The sequence below is a fragment of the Flavobacterium sp. Root186 genome (genome assembly GCF_001428525.1).
In the GTDB taxonomy this organism is placed as follows: Bacteria; Bacteroidota; Bacteroidia; order Flavobacteriales; family Flavobacteriaceae; genus Flavobacterium.
Window position 1 is genome coordinate 165,185 of the sequence record NZ_LMHW01000013.1, and the last position, 19,170, is coordinate 184,354.

Sequence of the window (19,170 nt, forward strand, 5' to 3'; positions counted from 1 at the left end):
GCATTGTAATTAATACTACAATTGATATGCAAAACAAAATCAATATTCCCATCATACTCGATGCAGTACGAAAAGTGGGCGACGTCTTTTTAAAAGACTATAAACAAAATGCGATTCCACAAAATATGGACGAGCTTTTAAAACAATTAGAAGCTATTGATACGTTGTGTCTCACTTCTTTAAAAGAAGATTTATCTCTGGAATTTCCAAATATTCCCTGGCATATTGGCGACGAATTTGACACTGATTCACAAAGAAATCCGGCAGAACTGCAGGAATACTGGCTTTGTGATGCAATGGATGGTGCTATCCAATATCTTCAACACATTGCAGGATGGACTATAAATCTGGCACTTATCCGTGATGGAAAACCTTTCTTTTCTGTCATTTATGATCCTTTAGCCAATGAAATGTTTTGGGCAAAAGACGGCGAAGGTGCTTTTATGAATAACAAACCGTTGAAACTTAGCCGTAAAACAGATTTGGCAGTTATGCTGGCTGTTTTTGAATACGGGCATCAGGATAAATCTAATAATAATTTAAATGAGAAAATTGGTTCTACCGTAACAAAACTGCTCGATAATTTTGGAATCATTAGAAATTATGGGCCGCACGGTTTGCAATTGGCTTATGTGGGTGCAGGAAGAATCGATTTGTTTATTCAGGAAGATATTGATACTTATAATTGGATTGCCGGTTTACTTATTGCTAAAGAAGCTGGTGCAGAAATCCTCACAACAGCCGGATCTCCATGGAAATGGGGAAGCGAAAGTTTATTAACCGCACCAAAAAGTATTGCTGCAAAATATCTAAAAATTAAATCAACAAAATAAAATGAATATAGCAATTATAGGCGCTGGCGCCGGAATTGGATTACAGTCCGTAATACAAGCACTTAAAAATGGGCATACGGTAACAGCGTTATCTACAAATACAGATCAGATTCCAAATCATCCTAAACTAATTAAAATAAAAGGCAGCGCAACATCGCCAATAGATTTAAAACAGGCCATAAAAGATTGTGATGCCGTGCTTATAACGGTTGGAACAAAAAATAAAAAAGCAACTACTCTATTTTCTGATATTGCCAAGACACTTATAAATGTTGCTGATGAATTAAATTTTTCAGCTCCGGTTTTTGTTATTACAGGTTTTGGAGCCGGAGAAAGTAAAAAGTATTTGAGCTTTTTTATGCAAACGGTGATTTCATTATTTCTGAAAGACCAATATATCGATAAAACGATAATGGAAGAATTAATCACGAAAAGTGCTCTTAAATGGGAAATTATAAGGCCCGGAATGCTTACCAACGGAGATAAAACCTCATCTTATAAAGTATTACCGGAACTTCGAAAAGGAATGAAAGTTGGAAAAATTTCAAGAGCCAATGTTGCTCATTTCTTAATTAATGAAGTCGAAAATCCAAAAATGCTGTATCAATATGCAGCATTGACGAATTAATTTAAAGAACACTTTTTTGAATTAAAATGGCTAAAGATCAAAGCTAAAATCCCATCTTGACGAAATGGGATTTTTTTTTGTTATTTATCAAATACCGATCGGTATTTGTTTTATATTTGTTTTAGAATTTTATCAATTCAACCTTAAATTATGAACACTTCTGAAATTATACTAAATAAAGTAGCTCCAATTTTTAACAAACAAGGATATGTTGGAACGAGCTTAACTGATATAACAAATGCTACCGGCCTTACAAAAGGTGCTATTTACTGCAATTTTGCCAACAAAGAAGATTTAGCATTACAATCATTTCAATTAAATATAAATTTAGCAATAACACCTTTATTCAAACTAGTTGCAGCTCAACAAGGCAGTATAAATAAACTTCATACCATAACCGATTATCAGCGCAGCTATTATGATTTAGTTAAAGACAGAGGCGGCTGCCCTATGTTGCGAGCGGGGGTTGATACAAAATTTATTAATCCGTTATTGTTTAAAGCAGCACAAAATTTATCTCAAAAATTTACTGTTGGCTTAACAAATATTATCAATGAAGGTATTATTGATAATGAAATTCAACAAAATACTGATCCCGTTAAATGTGCAAAAATAATTTTATCATTAATTGAAGGAAGTTCCCTTTTGGCATTTACCCATAATGATTCAACATACATAAATTCCGCAATGGATTTTATAGATAATACCATAATTGCCGGCATCAGGAAATAAAAAAAATTTAACCCATCAGATACCGATCGGTATTTGATATAATACATTTAAAAATGGAAAAAATATTAAAAACCAAAAGAAAAATCAGATTTCAGGATTGTGATCCTTTTAATCATTTAAACAACTCAAAATATCTGGAGTATTTCATCAATACCCGTGAGGATCAAATTGCTGAAAACTACGACCTCGATATATTTAAATATATGAAAACAACAGGACTGAGCTGGGTTGTTGCCTCTAATCAAATAAGTTATTTGAAACCTGCTTTTACGATGGAAACCGTATTAATTGAGTCTCAGCTGATTCAATATACAGATAATCTTTTACTGGTTGAAATGAAGATGTGGAATGAAAATGAAACAGAATTAAAGGCAATTTTATGGATAAAGTTTATTCCTTATAACATACAAACCAAAAGAGCCGCAAATCATTCTGAAGATTTAATGAAACTATTTCAATCGGTTGTTCTGCCTATCAATCAATCTATTTTTGAGAATAGATATTTAGAAATTATTCAAAAATTAAAAGCCAAAGCAAATGCCTAAATTAGAAACAATAGAGCAGTTTATCAAAATGGTCGAATCTAACGAACATGATAAAGCAATTGAAAAATTTTACACTATTGATGCTTCCATGCAAGAAAATCAGGCAGAACCACGAGTAGGCAGAGATAATCTTGCTGCTAATGAAAAAAATACACTTTTAAAAGTCAAGTCGTTGGTATCCAAATGCGTTCGACCGTATTTTATAGATGGTGATCATGCCGTTATTCAATGGTTTTTTAGATTTGAATGGAAAAATGGAACTATTTCTGAAATTGAAGAAATTGCATATCAAAGATGGGAAGGCGAACTTATAAAAACAGAAAAGTTTTTTTATGATCCTAAGCAGTTTTAGATAATATAGATAAAAAGCTCCCTTAAAAGGGAGCTTTTTCTATTTGTTTAAAAAAATTAACGCCAGCCCAGTTCTGGGGCAATGTATTTTAGAATAGAAGACAATATATGCACATTATACTCAACGCCCAAAGTATTAGGTATTGTCAGCAGCAGCGTATCTGCTTCCTGAATAGCTTCATCCTGAGCAAGCTCTGCAATGAGTTTTTCCGGCTCGGCGGCATAACTTTTCCCGAAGATGGCACGTTTATCACTTTCTATATAACCAAAACTATCCGCTGCTTTACCCTGATTTCCAAAGTAAATTTTATCCTGATCGTTGACCAAAGCAAAAATGGAACGGCTTACCGAAACTCGTGGTTCACGTTCATGACCCGCTTTTTTCCAGGTTTCCTTATAAAGTCTGATTTGTTCTGCCTGCTGGATATGGAAAGGTTTTCCATTTTCGTCAAATTTCAGCGTTGAACTTTGCAGGTGCATTCCGTTTTCGGCCGCCCAAACAGCAGTAGCATTAGAGGCAGCTCCCCACCAGATTCGATCGCGTAATCCTTCAGAATGCGGTTCCAGACGCAGTAAGCCGGGCGGGTTTGGAAACATCGGATATGGATTTGGCTCGGCAAATCCCTCGCCGTTTAACCTTTCTAAAAACTCCAGAGCTTTTTTACGCCCCATATCAGCATCTGTTTCACCTTCTAAAGGTTCATAACCAAAAGCGCGCCAGCCGTCAATAACTTGTTCCGGCGATCCCCTGCTGATTCCTAATTGTAAACGTCCTTCTGAAATCAAGTCTGCGGCACCAGCATCTTCAACCATATACAAAGGGTTTTCATATCGCATATCGATAACGCCCGTCCCAATTTCTATTTTGCTTGTTTTAGCACCAATAGCCGAAAGCAAAGGAAAAGGAGATGCAAGCTGTTGAGCGAAATGATGTACTCTGAAATAAGCTCCGTCTAAACCTATTTCTTCTGCAGCAACAGCTAAATCAATAGATTGAAGAAGTGTATCGCTTGCTGTACGAGCTTTATATGATGGATGATTGGCCCAATGCCCAAACGATAAAAATCCTATTTTTTTCATAGATAGCATTGTTATTATTTATAATTCCAAATATACGCATCATTTATAATCTTTGCATTAGAAAGACTTTATCATTTGCGACAGTCTTTTATAGTTAAATTTTATTTTTTGGATAATTCCAATTCAAGTTCTTTTACCTTATTTTCCAAATCAGAAATATATTTTTTCTGAGGCAATAATGCCTGCTCAATTTCTTCAGTTGTATAACGCGGCGTAATATGCTGCGGACAGTTCCAGTCGTAAGCCTGAATTTCAAAAATCATCATTCGCTCCGGACGGAACTTATAATCTGCTGGTTTTAAAAGATCAAAAAGTTCTTTGTTCTCTTCTAAATCAACAATTTTCGCATTTGCATAGAGTTTTAATCTGGCTCTTTGCGGATATGAAATCATAATTAGTGCTACTTTTTCATTCTTAGAAATATTACCTGTAGAAATATATTGTCGGTTACCTGAAAAATCAACAATCCCAATTTTTTTATTGTCGATCACTTTTATAAATCCGGCTGGTCCGCCACGATGCTGAATGTATGGATATTCATTTTCTCCAAAACTGGCCATATAAAAACTATCTCTCTCACTTATAAACCTAATCTCGTTTTCTGTCAATCCGTCTACAACCGACATTTTTTCCATACGATCATAAGCGCTTCTGCTTCCCGCTTCTTCCTGCATTTTTTTAATAGTCTCTGTAAAAGCTAATTGTCCGTAATTCATAATAGAAAATTTAAATTGTTCTTAATCTATTCTTGCAAATAATTACAAAGTTCTACTATTAGATATTAATATGAAATGGACAATTTTTACATTATGATGGATAATTATTATTAATGTAGAAAACGAAAAAGGTTCGCTATTTCTAGCGAACCAAATCATCATTTTTAACGCCTAAGCTGCTATTTATCTTTTCATTTAGTTCTATTCTCGCTTTCAAAATAAAAGTGATTGTTGTACTAATTAGTATAAATAACGAGATAATGAGTATTACTAATGTAATCAGCAGTCCTTTTATTATTTTCCAGGAGTTCATCATCTTAAAACAAACGAAGAGACAATCCTGCCTGAATTTGCTGGCTGTTCGCTTTTTCACCAAAATTACTTACATCTGAAAATCCCCAGATATATCTTCCATAAATAGTAATGGGTCTTATATTGATTTCAGCTCCGGCAACAAAAGCAAAGTCCGTTTTTTTGAAAAGTTTTTTACTATTATCTAAAACACTTTGATTACCGCTGGCCAAAAAACTGAACTGAGGACCAGCCATAAAAGTAATTAATCCTTCACTGTTTAAACGAAGTAATACCGGCACGCTTACATAATTAAGTGTTTTATCTTTTTTGAAAGCATCTTTAAAAATATCTTTATAATTATCCGTGATTTTAGTATTGGTCTGATTGAATACTACTTCTCCCTGAACACCTACAAAATCAGTAAAATTGTAATACACAAAACCACCCAGCTGATAACCCAATTCAAAATCACTGTCAAAGTTTTTGCCATCCAACTTATTCATGTTTACTCCTCCCTTAACACCAAGATGAACCTGGCTGTAACCAAATATGGACATGAATAAGGCTGTGGCTGCAATAATTTTTTTCATTTCTTAACTTATTTTAATTTGAAATAATGATATTTCGTAATACTATTTTTTTACGTAATTGGAGTATTCTGTAATGGTTTGTATGTTAGTTGGCTGCCCTAGGAATTTAGCTTCCATAATAAGATTTTCATTTACAGGAAAAAATTGTTTTGCCTCTTCATTCCATTTGTATTTTAAGACAATATCAAATTTATCGGCAGTAAGAATATTAACTTTTACAGGCTTTTCGTTAAGCGTCTGTATTTGTTCCAGTTTTTTAGTTTTAAGATTGATGGTCATATAAAATCGGCAGTCTTTTACAAAAGCATTTTCTTTCGTAAGAGAATCTGGATCGACTTTATAACTAATCACCAATTGATCTGGCGTTTCTTTTTCAATTTTATAACTTGCATCATCTGTCGGGGTTGCTGCAGAAGCTTTATTTTGATTTTTTCTAAAAGAATTTACCTCTGATTTAGATGGTGATTTTCCATCAATAGAAACAACATTCCATTGCTCTGCTCCAGAATTAGAAGGGTCAAATTTGGCAATTGTTTCTGTTTCCTTTGCGCTTGTTATTATGGTTTGTTTAAAACCGAAAGCAAAATTATCAGGTCGTTTTATTTTTTGAGGATCAAGAATACTAGAGTTAATTCCGTATTTAAAAAAGACATCTACTATTTTTGATTTTTGTGCAGAAACCGCAGAAGTAAACAGTACCAGAAAAAAAAGAATTAATCCATTACTCTTATAATTTTGCAATCGGAAATTAGATTTTGTAGTACTGAAATCTTCCTTTGTCATTACCATTGTTTTTTTCATTTTTGTTATATTAATTGTTATAATTATGGCGCAAAAATATTGCTGGTATATCTCTTTCAGGAAATTTATTAAGTGAAACGGCAAATCTGTCAGGTGAATCGTCAATTTGGGATATTGAACTGAAATGGGGTTGTTTATTTTTACGAAACCCTTTATATACAGTACATTTACGAATGATAAATAAAACATAAGCATTTAAAAAGTTCTGTAGTTTTATTTAAAAATCCTTTTATTTGCAAACTCAAAAAGGAATCTAACAAACTTTTGATGTCCTGCCAAAAACGAATCTTGTGAATCACACCGACGAAATAACTGATCCTGTAAAAAAGAGCTACTTAAAGAGTCTGCTCCTGATTACATTTTTATTTTTAGGCTCTTACTCTACCCTATTCATCATATTTCCATTTTCTTACTGGAAGGAATATTTTAACCTTCCAGCACACTTGATGCTGATAGATATCGCAACTAATATACTTTTTGGTGTTACAATATTGATCACCAGCCTTTTTATTGACAGGGTTTTAAACAAGAAAATATCATGGATGGTTCGTCCTATAACGCGCCTGATAATTCAAATCATATTTCAAACCATTGGAGCATTGTTGGTTACTACTGTTTTAAGCATAATTTATTATATCTACGGAGATTATTTAATTGTTATACAGCCAATTAACGTAGGTGTACGAGAAGCTGTATATACCATTATTTCAATCGTATTATGGGCTTTAATGATAAGTGCCCTCAATACGGGTGATTTTTTACTGAAAAACTGGAAGAACGCGACTTTAAAAGCAGCCGAATATAAAGTAAAAGCAGCCGAGAATAAACAAATAGCGGCCGAGATAGAACTTCAGGCACTCAAATTACAGCTGGATCCGCATTTTGTTTTTAATAACCTTAGTGTACTTTCGGAGTTAATACTCAAGGATCAGCAGTTAGGATATGACTTCACCGAGAATTTTGCTAAAGTCTATCGTTATCTGCTGGTTAACTCTAAAAAGAAATTGGTTTCTTTACAGGAAGAGCTGCATTTTCTCGATGCTTATCTTTTTCTTATTCAAAACCGTATGGGCGATGGCTGTAGTTTTCATATTGACATTGACAAATCGAAACTGAGTATGCAGATTCCACCTATTACGCTGCAACTTTTTATTGAAAATGCCTTGAAACATAATCGCACGGAAGAAGAAAATCCACTGCTTGTCAGGATTTATTCCAATGACAATGATGAATTAGTGATATCGAATACGATTTTACCACTCATAAAAAAAGCCTATTCTACCGGAATTGGATTAAAAAACATTGTAAATCGTTATGCTTTATTAAGTGATCGAAAAGTTTCTATAGAAGAAAATGCAGAGACTTTTACAATTAAAGTACCGCTTATCAAATGAATACTATAAAAAAAATATTGATCCTTGAGGATGAAAAACTGAACTCGGAAAGAATTAAACGTTTGATTGTCAAAATAAGACCCGATGCAGAAATTGTAGGTGTTTTGTCGAGCGTTAAAAAAACCGTTTCCTGGCTGTCTGAAAACCAAATTCCAGATCTTATCCTTATGGATGTACAATTAGCAGACGGGCTCAGCTTTGAAATTTTTAATCTGGCAAATCTCACCTGCCCTATTATATTTACAACAGCTTATGATGAATATGCGATTAAAGCTTTTAAATACAATAGTGTTGATTATCTTCTTAAACCTATTGAAAAAAACGAACTTGAAACTGCTATAATAAAATTAGAAAATTCTTTAAAACAGCCTGTCAATCCAAATTCACAAATTGAAGAACTTCTTGCTTATATACAGCCAAAAGAATACAGAAATCGCTTTCTTATTCCTTACAGGGACGGTTACAGAAAAATCGATGCAGAGGATATTGCTTGTTTTTATTCTAACCTGAATATTAATTATGCTTATTTATTTAATGGTGAAGAAGTTGTCGTACCGCATACGCTGGAAGCTCTTGAACAAGAATTAAACCCAAAAAGTTTTTTCAGAGCAAACAGGCAGTATATCATTCATATAAACTCAATTGAAAAAGTAAATAATTATTTTAACGGCAAATTGCAGCTCAAGATAAAACACAACAAAGACGAAGCTGTAATTGTGAGCAGAACAAAAGCTTCATTATTAAAACTGTGGTTAGATTATTAAAACCTCATCCTTCTTTAAAACAAATACTTTCATTTCAAAAAAAACTTTTTGTAGTCTTATAAAAATCAATACATTTGTTGCTCATCCATAACAGAAAATGAAAAACTTAATTAACATCTCTATTAGCAGCATTATTATCATTCGATAATGATCAGGGATGTTATATAAAAAGTACACAGATACAATTTAAAACCTCCCTATTTTGGGAGGTTTTTTTATTTAAAATATACATGAAGAATTCAGTACAAATTATTATCAGCACAATTATCATTATTCGTCTACCATGACGAGGCAGGATTCTATTGCATAATAAAAGCCTTTCTCTGTCAAAATGAGAAAGGCTTTTTTATTTCTAAAAAACTCTACTTACAAATAATTCAAATACTATTAAACTTTACAATGAAACAAGAATATACTTTAACCGCCTACACAGAAGATCAAATGGGATTACTGAATAAAATAACCATTATACTTTCACGACGAAAAATCAGTTTGGAAAGCCTCAATATCTCTACTTGCGAAATTGACAAAATGTACCGATGCACTCTCGTTATAAATGATACTCTTGAAATTGTTAGAAACATAGCACTTCAAATCGAAAAAATTATCGAGGTTTTTAAATGTTACTACAGTACAAACGACGAGATCGTATGGAAACAAATGGGATTATTTAAAGTAAAGACTTCAAGTATTCTCAACGAAGAAATGAATCATTTATTTAGAAAATATAACACCCGATTTATAACTATCGAAAAAGATTTTACGGTTTTTGAGTCAACAGGAATAGAGGACGAAATCAATAATCTGGCTGCCAAATTAAAGGAATTTGAATTGATCGAATTTATAAAAAGTGCCAGAATTGCCGTTACTCTAAATAGTGATGCTTTTCAGGTATAGTTTTATTAAACTAACTATTTCAATTCCATTTGAAGTGTTTCTCCATTCATTTTTCCATTTAAAATCAACCGATTATTTGATCTTATCAATTTGCCTTTAAAATTATCTAATTTATCAGAAGGATATCGCCAGCGAATGGTAATTGAATCGTTTTTTTCGTTCAGAAAGTATGTTCCAATATATCTGTACCTCCAATCATTAAAGTCAAAAACTATTTCATCGTCGAGATCCATATAAACGGTTGTCAATACGCTGTCTTTAGGACTTTTTGCTTTCTGGGCAATATTATCTATTTTTAAATTTTGAACCTGATATTTCCCAGTTAATTGCGGATGTTTATTGGGGTAATCATAAATGAAATAAAAAAACAGAGGCCAAACAAATAGAGATATTCGGTATATATTTTTATAATGATTGGAAATATTTAAACTTTTAGTGCCTTCTAAAGGTTTAAAAATAAAATTGATTAACCTTTTTGAATCCTGAGATAAAAAATAAAACACGCCCAACAATAATATTATACCATGAATCAACGGACCTGCCGGCATTTGATAAAAGATGTCCAGACAGTTTATGAAAACTAACATAGGTACTGACAGAATCAATCCGAAAAGTCTTGTTCTTGAAAAGAGTAAAAGTACTGCAGTTAAGATTTGCAATAAGGCAATGAAAACAGTAAAAGGATATGAATATTTGAAAAATGCCCATAGTAGAGTTTCACCCGATAAACTACTAAAAGGTGTATCTAATATACCTAGCGGCACTATCATTTGAAGTCCTTCAATTTTATGAAAACCAAACATAATCATATCTAATGAAAAGACATAAATGATGCGATGTTCAAGTCTTGTTTTTAATTCGCTGCCATTTATAGAATTTTGTTTTTCCATAGAATGCCACACAAAACGCAAAATCAAAGATGCAATTAAAAAAAGAATCGTAGCAGTAATTAAAAAAGGCGGAGGAATCCAGGGAGAAAAATACTTAATAGATAATCGTAAAAAGGTTGCACCGACAACTAAGCCAAAGCATAAACCTAACCAAATTTTGTTTTTTAAAGATGTTGAATACATAATTTTGCTGTTTAAATTCTCAGCAAAAAAACATTTTATCAGAACTTAAGTCGTCCTGATGTACCCATTCAAACCTCTTTTGGTGTGTTTATTTTCATGTATTCACTTGGAGTAAGTCCTGTTTCTTTTTTAAAGGCATTATTAAAAGTTGATTTTGAGGTAAATCCTGCTTCATAAGCAATACCCAAAATGGTTAAATGACTGTATTGTTTTTTTGCCAGCATGTCTTTAACTTTTTCTACTCTGTAGTTATTAATTAATGCGTAGAAATTCATATTGTAACTGTTATTGATTACAAAAGACAAATTATTCATTGAAATTCCAACTTTATCAGCAAGCGAAGCCAAATTAATCTCAGGATCTGTAAACACTTCTTCTTGTACTAAAAGATCATTCAAAATTGATTTATATTTTAATAGCTCATCATCTTGCAATCGGGATATAGGTTTTTCTGTCTCAAAGCTAAGATTAGGATATATAATATTTTCAAGTGCAATGTTTTCGTTTTTATTAGTTAAGAAAACTTCTTTTTGTCTCAAAAGACTATAAACCATAAATAGTGTAAGTATCAAATACAAATAAGTACCAACGGAATTAAGAAAGTCATTTTCTTTTATTTTCATTATCATAGACAGGACAATCATAAAGAGTATCCAAACTAATATGCTTAACAGCCATTTTAAATCTCTTTCTTTTTTTTGAGATGAAAACAACAATATACTGCTTCTGTGTTTTTTTAATAATTGATACGACAAAGCCCAATAGATAATTAGTTGAACGGGGAATACTGACGCCATCAAACCTCCAAGTATATGGCTTGCGCGGTGTCCTATTAGATCAGAAATATTTCCTAGTGAAAGAAAATAAGGCAGCGATACCACAAGAATAAATACTATTGCTGGTATAAAATGCATCCATTTTTTTCCAAACTTTATTTTGCCCAAATGTGTGTAGTACCAAATGCTTAAATAAAAGCTTGGAGCAACAACAAAACGAGATAATTCAGAAACTGGAATGATATAGGGAAACTTTATATCCAGCTCTTCCTCCCATACTATTTTGCTCAACAAGGCAAATCCCAGTGATAAAAGAAAAATACCAAACCACAAATTCCCTTTTCTATTATACGGGATATAAAAAATGGCTAACATCCCTATTAGAAAGCAAACCGCGACTGAAAATGAGTTAAGAATAATCTCCGGCATTTAACTGATTTTTAATTTATCTCATCAAATGTAAAATTTTAGATCTTATTTTGTTCAAATCACCTTCACAAAAAACTGATAATGAATCATAAATAGCCCGCTTTATCTGTTATATTCCTGTAAAGGCTATTAAAATATTTTTTATCTTTAAAGTGTATTCCCAATTGAAAAAGTGTAATTCCCAATTGAATTTTTAAAACTCAATTAGAATACTTCTCCCTTTTCTTTATTTTCCACCTGCGCTTTTTAAATTATTAAAAATTAATGCTGTCTCTATATTATAGTTTCAGCCCAATATCTGCCTTATAAAAATCTATTATTATAAATTAATTTAATAAATACTAAAAATTATTAATTTGATTTATAAAACATCCTGCCTTAAATTTGTCTCATCAAAATCAAACAATTGATTTGAAAATATAAGTTTTGCTTAATCAACTTTATAACAACAATTTAAAAACCACAAAAATGAAAACAACATCTTTAAAAGAACAATTGAATCGTTATTTCATGTTCGCAGCATTAATTTTTAGTTTCTTATTTGCATCAGTAAATTCTAACGCTCAAACAGCGGCAAACGCAGCACAAATTAAAAACGTTGTATTGGTACACGGCGCTTTTGCCGATGGTTCTGGGTGGAAAGCCCTTTATGAGGTTCTTACTAAAAAAGGATATCATGTTACTATTGTACAAAATCCGTTAAGTTCTCTTGAAGATGATGTAGCGGCAACAAATGTAGTTTTAGACAAACAAGACGGGCCAACAGTTTTGGTAGGGCATTCTTGGGGCGGAGCTGTTATTACACAAGCTGGAAATCACCCAAAAGTTGCTGCTTTGGTTTATGTAGCTGCTTTTCAGCCTGATAATGGTGAATCTGCCTTACAATGGATACAATCTGCACCTCCTGCTCCAGAAAATGGTGTGTTAGCACCAGATGAAAAAGGAATTGTTTATTATGATCAGGCTAAATATCATGCAGGTTTTTGTGCTGATATCAGCAAAGAAGAAGCTGATTTTATGTATGCATCTCAAGGAGCATTTTATGCTAAAGGTTTTGCAACTCCAATTACAAAAGCTGCATGGAGAGATAAACCAGCCTTTGCAGTTGTGGCAACAAATGATAAAAGTATCGATCCTTCTATTCAGCGTGCTATGTACAAACGTTCTAATACTAAAGTTACTGAAGTAAAAGGAAGCCACGTAGTATTTATGTCTCAGCCGGAAGCAGTTGCTAAAGTGGTGATAGCGGCAACTAAAAAATAATAAATTTGAAATTCCAATATTTGAAATTCCAAATTACAAATGGATTTTTATAGAAAAAGCCTGACTTTGCAGTCAGGCTTTTGTTATTTTATTAAACTCTAAAAAAATTAGCGTTTATCCAACGCTCTTTCCAACTGTTCCACACTTGTTCAAATTGAACATCATTTTCTTTATAATGAATTTTAAACGATTCTTTTGCTACAGCAATATCTTTATCCTCTTTCAAAAAACATAAAAAATCATATTGCTCTTTGTGCAGATCATAAATTGCTAATTTAAATTTGTGTCGTAAAACCACGCAATAACTTTCGTTTTGAAGAGGCAGGTTGGGATTCTTGTCATTTTTGAATTCATAATAGTACCTTCGAACAGGAAATTGGAATTTAAATAAGGCAAATACAGGCACCAATTTTAGTACATTTTCAGGTGTATCGATTGTGGCTAATTGGTAATTTTCTTCCGCTTTTTCATCAAAAAGAACTCCAATGGCATATTCAAATCGGGCGAGTTCAATCATAAAATCAATCCAATCTTCTTTCACATCGTCATTGGCATCGGGTCTGTTATTTTCCAGATAGTCTGCAAAATGAGCTCCCAAAAAAGATAAATTATAATTATAAGAAGGTCTTGAAGCCAGATAATCATCGGCGAAAGCGCAAAAAATAGCTTCGCCTAAAGCATATTCTAAAGCACTAAATTGTTGTGACATGCAATTTCGCAATCGTGCAATATAACTCCGTTGGTAAATGGCTAAATGTTCCTGGGCAGTAAGTTTTTCTGAATGACAAATTACATCTTCAATTGAAGCTGCATTTTCTCCATTCAAAAGTAAATCACTAGGGTTCACTCCTGTTTGCTGGTAAGGATCCAGCAACAGTTGCTGCATCCACTGCTGAAAGTCTTTTAATGGTATTTTTACCGTTTTCTGCATCTTTGGAGTCTATAAAAATTTGTTCACAGCAAATAGATTCAATGGGTTTGAAACCTGTTCTTTATCAATAGAAAAAACTTCTTTTTCAACTCCTACAAATGTTGCATCCATATATTGCTTTGATTTAAGCAATTCAGAATGGTACACCTCAAAAGCAGGAATGTTTCCATCCCATTCCAATAAAATTGATGCCTGATTAGCCAATTGATAAGCCTGTTGAAATAATTTCCAAACCTGACTGGTTACTTCCCTATCGTGCGTATCTATAATATAATTACCGCAATTTTGATGGCCCGCCAAATGCATTTGTACTACTTTATCATGAGGAATTCCGTTGATGTATGCTACAGGGTCAAAATCATTATTAAAAGAAGAAACATATACGTTATTTACATCTAAAAGTAATCCACAGCCTGTTTCTTCGGTCATGATTCGTAAAAAATCCCATTCCGGAAGTGTCGAATTATTGAAGGATGCGTATGTACTTGGGTTTTCTACAATCAGCGGTCGTTCTAAATAATCCTGAACTTGTCTGATTCGGTTACAAACATGTTTTAATGAATCTTCATTTAACGGAAGCGGAAGCAAATCGTGCGAATTGGTCGTTAAAACTCCTGTCCAGCACAAATGATCGCTAATCCAGGCTGGCTTGACTTCACTTGCCAGTTGTTTTAAACTCTTCAGGTAATCAAAATTTAGAGGATCAGTGCTGCCTATAGAAAGTGATACCCCGTGCATTACCACGGGATATTTTTCTGCTATTTGTTGTAAAATATATCTCGGACGTCCGTGTGAATCCATAAAATTCTCAGAAATTACCTCAAACCAATCTACGGCAGGGTTCTTTTCCAAAATATGCTCAAAGTGCTGGCTTCTGAGTCCTAAGCCCAATCCTAAATTGGGTAATCCAAGCCTAGTGTCCATTATTTTTGGGTTGACAATTTGAAAGACTCTCTGGTAATTTTTTAGCGCTTTCTTCTTCCATTTTCAAAACTCTTTGCTCTGCCGCAATTTTTCTTTCAGCAGGGTTGTTGATGTAGGAACAAGATCTTGAACCGCTTTGTCCGCAAGAAGAATAATCTACACCTGAGGTGCCGCGAATTGAGTTTACGTATTCATCGCTTGGACCATATTGCTGCGGAGCTTCTCCAAAAGATTCTCCGTTTTCTTTTCTTTTTTCTTCAAAACGTATTCTTGCTAATTGCCAAACACTAAGCCCTTTATTAGGACCTTGTGCCATAAAACGAGAAGATAAAATAGGCACACCGCAGCTGCCCTGATAACGACAATCATTTTCACCGGGATGGCAAAGTTCTTCTGTAGTTCCAAAAATCCCACAGCCTCCCTGCCCTTTACAAGCATTTAAGGTGTGGCAGGGATGACCAACTGCTGTTGAACAATCGCCTTTACCTGCACAATCATTATTTCCTGAATATCCCGCATTTTTGCATGAATTAAGCCCCATGCATACATGAAGCTCTTTGGTTACTAATTCTGACATGTTGTATATTTTTATATTAATGATTATGTCTATAAGGTGTACTTGGTACTTTAGGAATATCAGCTTCAATGCTATAATCCAATCCTACGTCTGGTAAAGACGGAAAATAATTTTCGCTTTTAATTGCCCAGCCCCAATTTTTAGGATCGGCTTTGGCCAATTGATCTACCAGATTCATGATTTGTGCTTTTGGTCTTAAAAAACTTTGCTCAAACGAAAAAGGTTCAAATGTCAGAGCTCCTTTATATGCCTGATGCCCTTTAGTATAAGTGTATTGATTGATTTGGTTTCCAACACCACTCAAAAGCCAGATCATTGATTTATGAATACCAAAAATGAATAAATCGTATTGTGTACTTTCGTCTTTATGGTAACAGGCTTCAATCATTAAAAGAATATAAGCGAAAACTGCATTCCCTAATTCTGAACATAGTGCCAATGCCTGATTACCTGAAGCTGTGTAATCGGCTGTTTTGGGATTTGCATCTGTATCATATACAAAATAGCTGAAAAAATCATCCAGTCCCTGAATGTTGCGAAATTTTTGCTGATAATGTCCGCCAAAAGTATAGACTTCGAGAAATTTGGCAAAATGAGCGGGTTCTTTTCCAGAATCATCATAATCTCCTTCCCAAAAAACTACCTTACCGTCGACAATATCCATTGGTACCGGCATTTTATTTTCACCCCAAATTAAGGTATGCTGCTTGTATTTACTTTTTCCTTCTCCCTGATCAATGATGCGCTCTATAGCTTCAATTGCCGAGTGAGCATCGTGTACGCCTACCAGTCCTTCACTATCATCTGTATTGGCAAATTGAGGATTGTGCTCTCTGTCATAATGTACCGTATTCATTGAATTTTGAGAATAATACGGTCTCGGACGATTTGGGTTATCTGGTGGAAGCAATTGCGGCCTATATTCATAAGGCCCTGGAAAATCCTCTTTTATACATTCGATAATCATTTTATATAAAAGTCCGATTGTATGATATTCAACCGTATTCAGCAATTGTTCATTTGCATAAGGATCTTTAAACGGCTCAGGGCTTTCAATTTGCAAAAATGTAGTCAATTGCTTCAATGACAATTTTGCTGCATCAATTTGAAATTCAGGAATATGCCCGTCTAATTGTGTTGGAAAAGATAATACTTTTCCAATTCCCATCAGATCCGGTGCCGTTTGACAAACTGCTTGTTTCACATTGCATGAAAGTGCCAGATGCAGCATTTCTTCGATAACAACACTCATAATTAAAGCAGCCGATTTATTCGAATAAACTAATATATCGAGTTTTAGTTCTTGCGCCAGTTCGTTGATTTCGGCAGCGGTGCGTTCACCGGATTGAGAAAGCTGTGCGTGAATTTTTGCGTACAGTTTATCCTGATCCTGTGCCCTGTTTATCGAATAATAAGTCGATAAATAGGTGGGAATAGTAGCAAGCTCCAACGCAATTGCCTGTTGCATTACTTCTTTGATATTCTCTTTTGTTACCGAAGTAGAAAAGGTAAAAAGTTTTTTGTTTTTCATTTGTTTTTGGTTAAAATAGATTACTCCGGACTGATAAATGGATAGTATTTTTCGTCAATAATAGGTTCGATACCGAAAAAATCATTCAGAACGGATTCGGCAGTACAAAATGCACCTTCTACCCAAGCCTGATCGTTTGAATATGTTTCTCCTACGATAAAAATTTCGCAGTCTGTATTTGGAACAAGCTGTGAAGGTTTTCTAATTTTTCTTTGTACATCGCCTAAATCATAGTGTGATTTATAGGCATGATATCCTGCATTAAATGGCGGAAGTGACCAGTCCATATATTTTGTTTCCAAAGGTTCTGGCACATACGAATAATCAGCCTGCGGTCCAAAATGCAATGATGCTAATTGTGAACGAAGCATTTTTACCATTACCGGAGTGGCTTCTCTAGGCCCTTCAAGCGGCTGTACATCTCTTGATTCAGGAATTTCACGTGTTGTACCTGGTCCAAGTTCTAAAGCTTTCCAGAATGTTGCGTATAGAATATCATCATAACTGGCCAAAATACCGTATACTTTTTTCCCTTTTCCGTCTCTTGCATTATCGCCAAAATAAACTACTTGGCGAATAGGCATATCTGTAATACTTGGTCCAATAGTATCTAATTCGGCTACAGTCGAAATTTGTTTTTCTTGTTTAAAAGTCAAACGTTCTTCAATTGTATTTTCTACAGCAGTTATAAAGCTTAACTTATCGTTAAAAGAATTAGAAATAATAAGCGGATTTTTAGCCGATTCTATTTTTTTAAGATAGTTAGAAGGAAAACCCTCTTTTCTTAATTTCTCAATTCCTTCTTGTGTCAGGAAATAACTTGTAAGTTTTGCAGGATAAGTTGGGCTTCCGGCTTCGGTAGTTCTCCACCAAGGTGTATCGAAAAACATACCTATTTTGTATGAAGGTTCCATCAATACAGACTCTAAATACAACTGTACTTTTTCATGATTTAATACATCCGTTCCTTCATCATCACTGTATCTGCTTGCCTGCGCCACTAAGTCAATTGCAGCTCTTGGCATAGCCAGAAATGCGGCATCACATTTTTTTCTTTCTGCAAGTGTATCTGGATCTTTGCGTGTTGCAGTTGTAAAATTCACTCCAGATTTGGTGTGCAAAATAGAACGCAGCCTAACATTTGGATAATAATTCAGAGTAATCCCTTTTTGTTTTGCCAATTTTTCAACTTCTTCAAATAAGCTGTCAAATAAACTGGAATATCCTTTTATTAAAGTTTTATATTCCGTTCCCGGAAGAAACTCATCATTGACATTAAAAGACTGGGCGCTATTACTGTTTACTACGTTTGAACTATAGCCATTTCCATCGGATAAATAACTAAACCCATCTTGTCCAAGCATATCATAACCCAGGTTCCAATATCCAATTTCCTTTAGCAAATCTCCTTTTTGGTAGATCGAACTATCAGGCATGTCAATATTGATCCTTCCTTCTTCATAAAATTTGCACCATTCTCTTCGGGTAGTTGGCCCGGATGTTTGAGTAATTGCTACAGATTGTATCGTTGTAAAACCATCATCTGGCGGAGCATCCTGAGCGTAATTGTTTGCGAAATATGGAGCTGGCTGATTAGAATTGATATCTGAGATATACATGTTTTTAGAACGCAAAGACATTAAAGGATCTGCTGATTCATTAAACGGAACTGAATCTTTCTTTAAATCCAATTCTTCTATGGTTTTAGTCACTAAACGATGTCCCGGACCTTCAGGAGTGCCATCCCAATATAAATATCTCATACCTCCTAATTCAAGGTACGAATTGTCTTTGTCATCTTTATAATGCCATGTACAAACACGTGCACCTGGTTCTCTGGTTCCTGGATTTTTTTTAGAAAAATCGTATTTACCCCAGTCATAGAGTTCTAATACATCGCCCTTAACGAGCATTTTTTCGTTTTTGGCGAGTTTAGATTTTCCATCAAGTAATCTCCATGCCGTATAGAGTCCCGCTGCACCTGCTCCAAAAATAGAGTATGTTTTCTTGCTCATAATAGTATGTTTTTTAAATTTTTTAG

20 protein-coding genes are annotated in these 19,170 nt (G+C 33.9%); 9 read left to right on the forward strand and 11 right to left on the reverse strand.

Going from position 1 to position 19,170, the window contains the following annotated elements:
- Positions 1 to 26 precede the first annotated feature (26 nt).
- The 5 genes from ASD98_RS13920 to ASD98_RS13940 all read left to right on the forward strand — a co-directional run bounded on the left by ASD98_RS13920 (position 27) and on the right by ASD98_RS13940 (position 3,090).
- The gene (locus ASD98_RS13920; protein ID WP_056205702.1) at positions 27 to 833 is read left to right on the forward strand and encodes an inositol monophosphatase family protein; all 807 of its coding nucleotides are present in this window, start codon (positions 27 to 29) and stop codon (positions 831 to 833) included.
- Between the two features lies 1 nt (position 834).
- Positions 835 to 1,461, forward strand: a complete 627-nt coding sequence (locus ASD98_RS13925) for an NAD(P)-dependent oxidoreductase (RefSeq protein ID WP_056205703.1) — start codon at positions 835 to 837, stop codon at positions 1,459 to 1,461.
- Between the two features lie 150 nt (positions 1,462 to 1,611).
- Positions 1,612 to 2,193 (forward strand): TetR family transcriptional regulator, encoded by a 582-nt coding sequence (locus ASD98_RS13930; RefSeq protein WP_056205704.1) that lies wholly within the window; start codon positions 1,612 to 1,614, stop codon positions 2,191 to 2,193.
- A gap of 53 nt (positions 2,194 to 2,246) precedes the next feature.
- The gene (locus tag ASD98_RS13935; protein WP_056205705.1) at positions 2,247 to 2,738 is read left to right on the forward strand and encodes a thioesterase family protein; all 492 of its coding nucleotides are present in this window, start codon (positions 2,247 to 2,249) and stop codon (positions 2,736 to 2,738) included.
- Entirely contained in the window at positions 2,731 to 3,090 is a 360-nt protein-coding gene (locus tag ASD98_RS13940; protein ID WP_056205706.1) for a hypothetical protein, read from the forward strand. The genes ASD98_RS13935 and ASD98_RS13940 overlap by 8 nt, the downstream gene beginning before the upstream one ends.
- Positions 3,091 to 3,146: 56 nt before the next feature.
- Here ASD98_RS13940 and ASD98_RS13945 read toward each other — a convergent pair whose 3' ends face one another.
- From ASD98_RS13945 to ASD98_RS13960, 4 genes are all read right to left on the reverse strand, one after another.
- Positions 3,147 to 4,169, reverse strand: coding sequence for an LLM class flavin-dependent oxidoreductase (locus ASD98_RS13945; RefSeq protein ID WP_056205707.1), 1,023 nt, complete (start codon positions 4,167 to 4,169; stop codon positions 3,147 to 3,149).
- Positions 4,170 to 4,270: 101 nt separating this feature from the next.
- Entirely contained in the window at positions 4,271 to 4,885 is a 615-nt protein-coding gene (locus tag ASD98_RS13950; protein WP_056205708.1) for a pyridoxamine 5'-phosphate oxidase family protein, read from the reverse strand.
- 317 nt (positions 4,886 to 5,202) lie between these two features.
- Complete coding sequence (locus ASD98_RS13955; protein WP_056205709.1) at positions 5,203 to 5,769, reverse strand: porin family protein; 567 nt, start codon at positions 5,767 to 5,769, stop codon at positions 5,203 to 5,205.
- A 42-nt stretch (positions 5,770 to 5,811) separates the two neighbouring features.
- Entirely contained in the window at positions 5,812 to 6,570 is a 759-nt protein-coding gene (locus ASD98_RS13960) for a hypothetical protein (protein WP_056205710.1), read from the reverse strand.
- 290 nt (positions 6,571 to 6,860) lie between these two features.
- Between ASD98_RS13960 and ASD98_RS13965 the strand changes: the two genes are divergently transcribed.
- The 3 genes from ASD98_RS13965 to ilvN all read left to right on the forward strand — a co-directional run bounded on the left by ASD98_RS13965 (position 6,861) and on the right by ilvN (position 9,625).
- On the forward strand, positions 6,861 to 7,964 hold the full coding sequence (locus ASD98_RS13965) for a sensor histidine kinase (protein WP_128414844.1): 1,104 nt from the start codon (positions 6,861 to 6,863) through the stop codon (positions 7,962 to 7,964).
- A complete protein-coding gene (locus ASD98_RS13970; protein ID WP_056205712.1) occupies positions 7,961 to 8,728 on the forward strand; it encodes a LytTR family DNA-binding domain-containing protein in 768 nt (255 codons plus the stop codon). Before ASD98_RS13965 ends, ASD98_RS13970 begins: the two co-directional genes overlap by 4 nt.
- 399 nt (positions 8,729 to 9,127) lie before the next feature.
- Positions 9,128 to 9,625: an acetolactate synthase small subunit gene (gene ilvN, locus ASD98_RS13975; protein ID WP_056205713.1), complete on the forward strand. Its 498-nt coding sequence runs from the start codon at positions 9,128 to 9,130 to the stop codon at positions 9,623 to 9,625.
- 14 nt (positions 9,626 to 9,639) lie between these two features.
- Here the strand turns inward: ilvN and ASD98_RS13980 are convergent, their stop codons facing one another.
- Positions 9,640 to 10,698, reverse strand: a complete 1,059-nt coding sequence (locus ASD98_RS13980) for a hypothetical protein (RefSeq protein ID WP_056205714.1) — start codon at positions 10,696 to 10,698, stop codon at positions 9,640 to 9,642.
- 68 nt (positions 10,699 to 10,766) lie between these two features.
- Positions 10,767 to 11,903 (reverse strand): AraC family transcriptional regulator, encoded by a 1,137-nt coding sequence (locus ASD98_RS13985; RefSeq protein WP_082577860.1) that lies wholly within the window; start codon positions 11,901 to 11,903, stop codon positions 10,767 to 10,769.
- A 468-nt stretch (positions 11,904 to 12,371) separates the two neighbouring features.
- On the opposite strand from ASD98_RS13985, the gene ASD98_RS13990 reads away from it, so the two are divergent.
- Entirely contained in the window at positions 12,372 to 13,166 is a 795-nt protein-coding gene (locus ASD98_RS13990) for an alpha/beta hydrolase (protein ID WP_056206496.1), read from the forward strand.
- Positions 13,167 to 13,257: 91 nt separating this feature from the next.
- Here ASD98_RS13990 and ASD98_RS13995 read toward each other — a convergent pair whose 3' ends face one another.
- Genes ASD98_RS13995 through ASD98_RS14015 form a run of 5 tightly spaced genes read right to left on the reverse strand, consistent with a single transcriptional unit; the run spans position 13,258 to position 19,144 of the window.
- Entirely contained in the window at positions 13,258 to 14,097 is an 840-nt protein-coding gene (locus tag ASD98_RS13995; protein ID WP_056205716.1) for a DNA-binding domain-containing protein, read from the reverse strand.
- A gap of 9 nt (positions 14,098 to 14,106) precedes the next feature.
- Positions 14,107 to 15,021: a DUF692 domain-containing protein gene (locus tag ASD98_RS14000; protein WP_056205717.1), complete on the reverse strand. Its 915-nt coding sequence runs from the start codon at positions 15,019 to 15,021 to the stop codon at positions 14,107 to 14,109.
- Positions 15,011 to 15,598: a hypothetical protein gene (locus tag ASD98_RS14005; RefSeq protein ID WP_128414845.1), complete on the reverse strand. Its 588-nt coding sequence runs from the start codon at positions 15,596 to 15,598 to the stop codon at positions 15,011 to 15,013. The genes ASD98_RS14000 and ASD98_RS14005 overlap by 11 nt, the downstream gene beginning before the upstream one ends.
- A gap of 16 nt (positions 15,599 to 15,614) precedes the next feature.
- Positions 15,615 to 17,129, reverse strand: a complete 1,515-nt coding sequence (locus tag ASD98_RS14010) for a ferritin-like domain-containing protein (RefSeq protein ID WP_056205719.1) — start codon at positions 17,127 to 17,129, stop codon at positions 15,615 to 15,617.
- 20 nt (positions 17,130 to 17,149) lie between these two features.
- Positions 17,150 to 19,144 carry a hypothetical protein gene (locus ASD98_RS14015; RefSeq protein ID WP_056206497.1) on the reverse strand — a complete coding sequence of 665 codons (1,995 nt, stop codon included), beginning with the start codon at positions 19,142 to 19,144 and terminating at the stop codon, positions 17,150 to 17,152.
- Between the last annotated feature and the right edge of the window lie 26 nt (positions 19,145 to 19,170).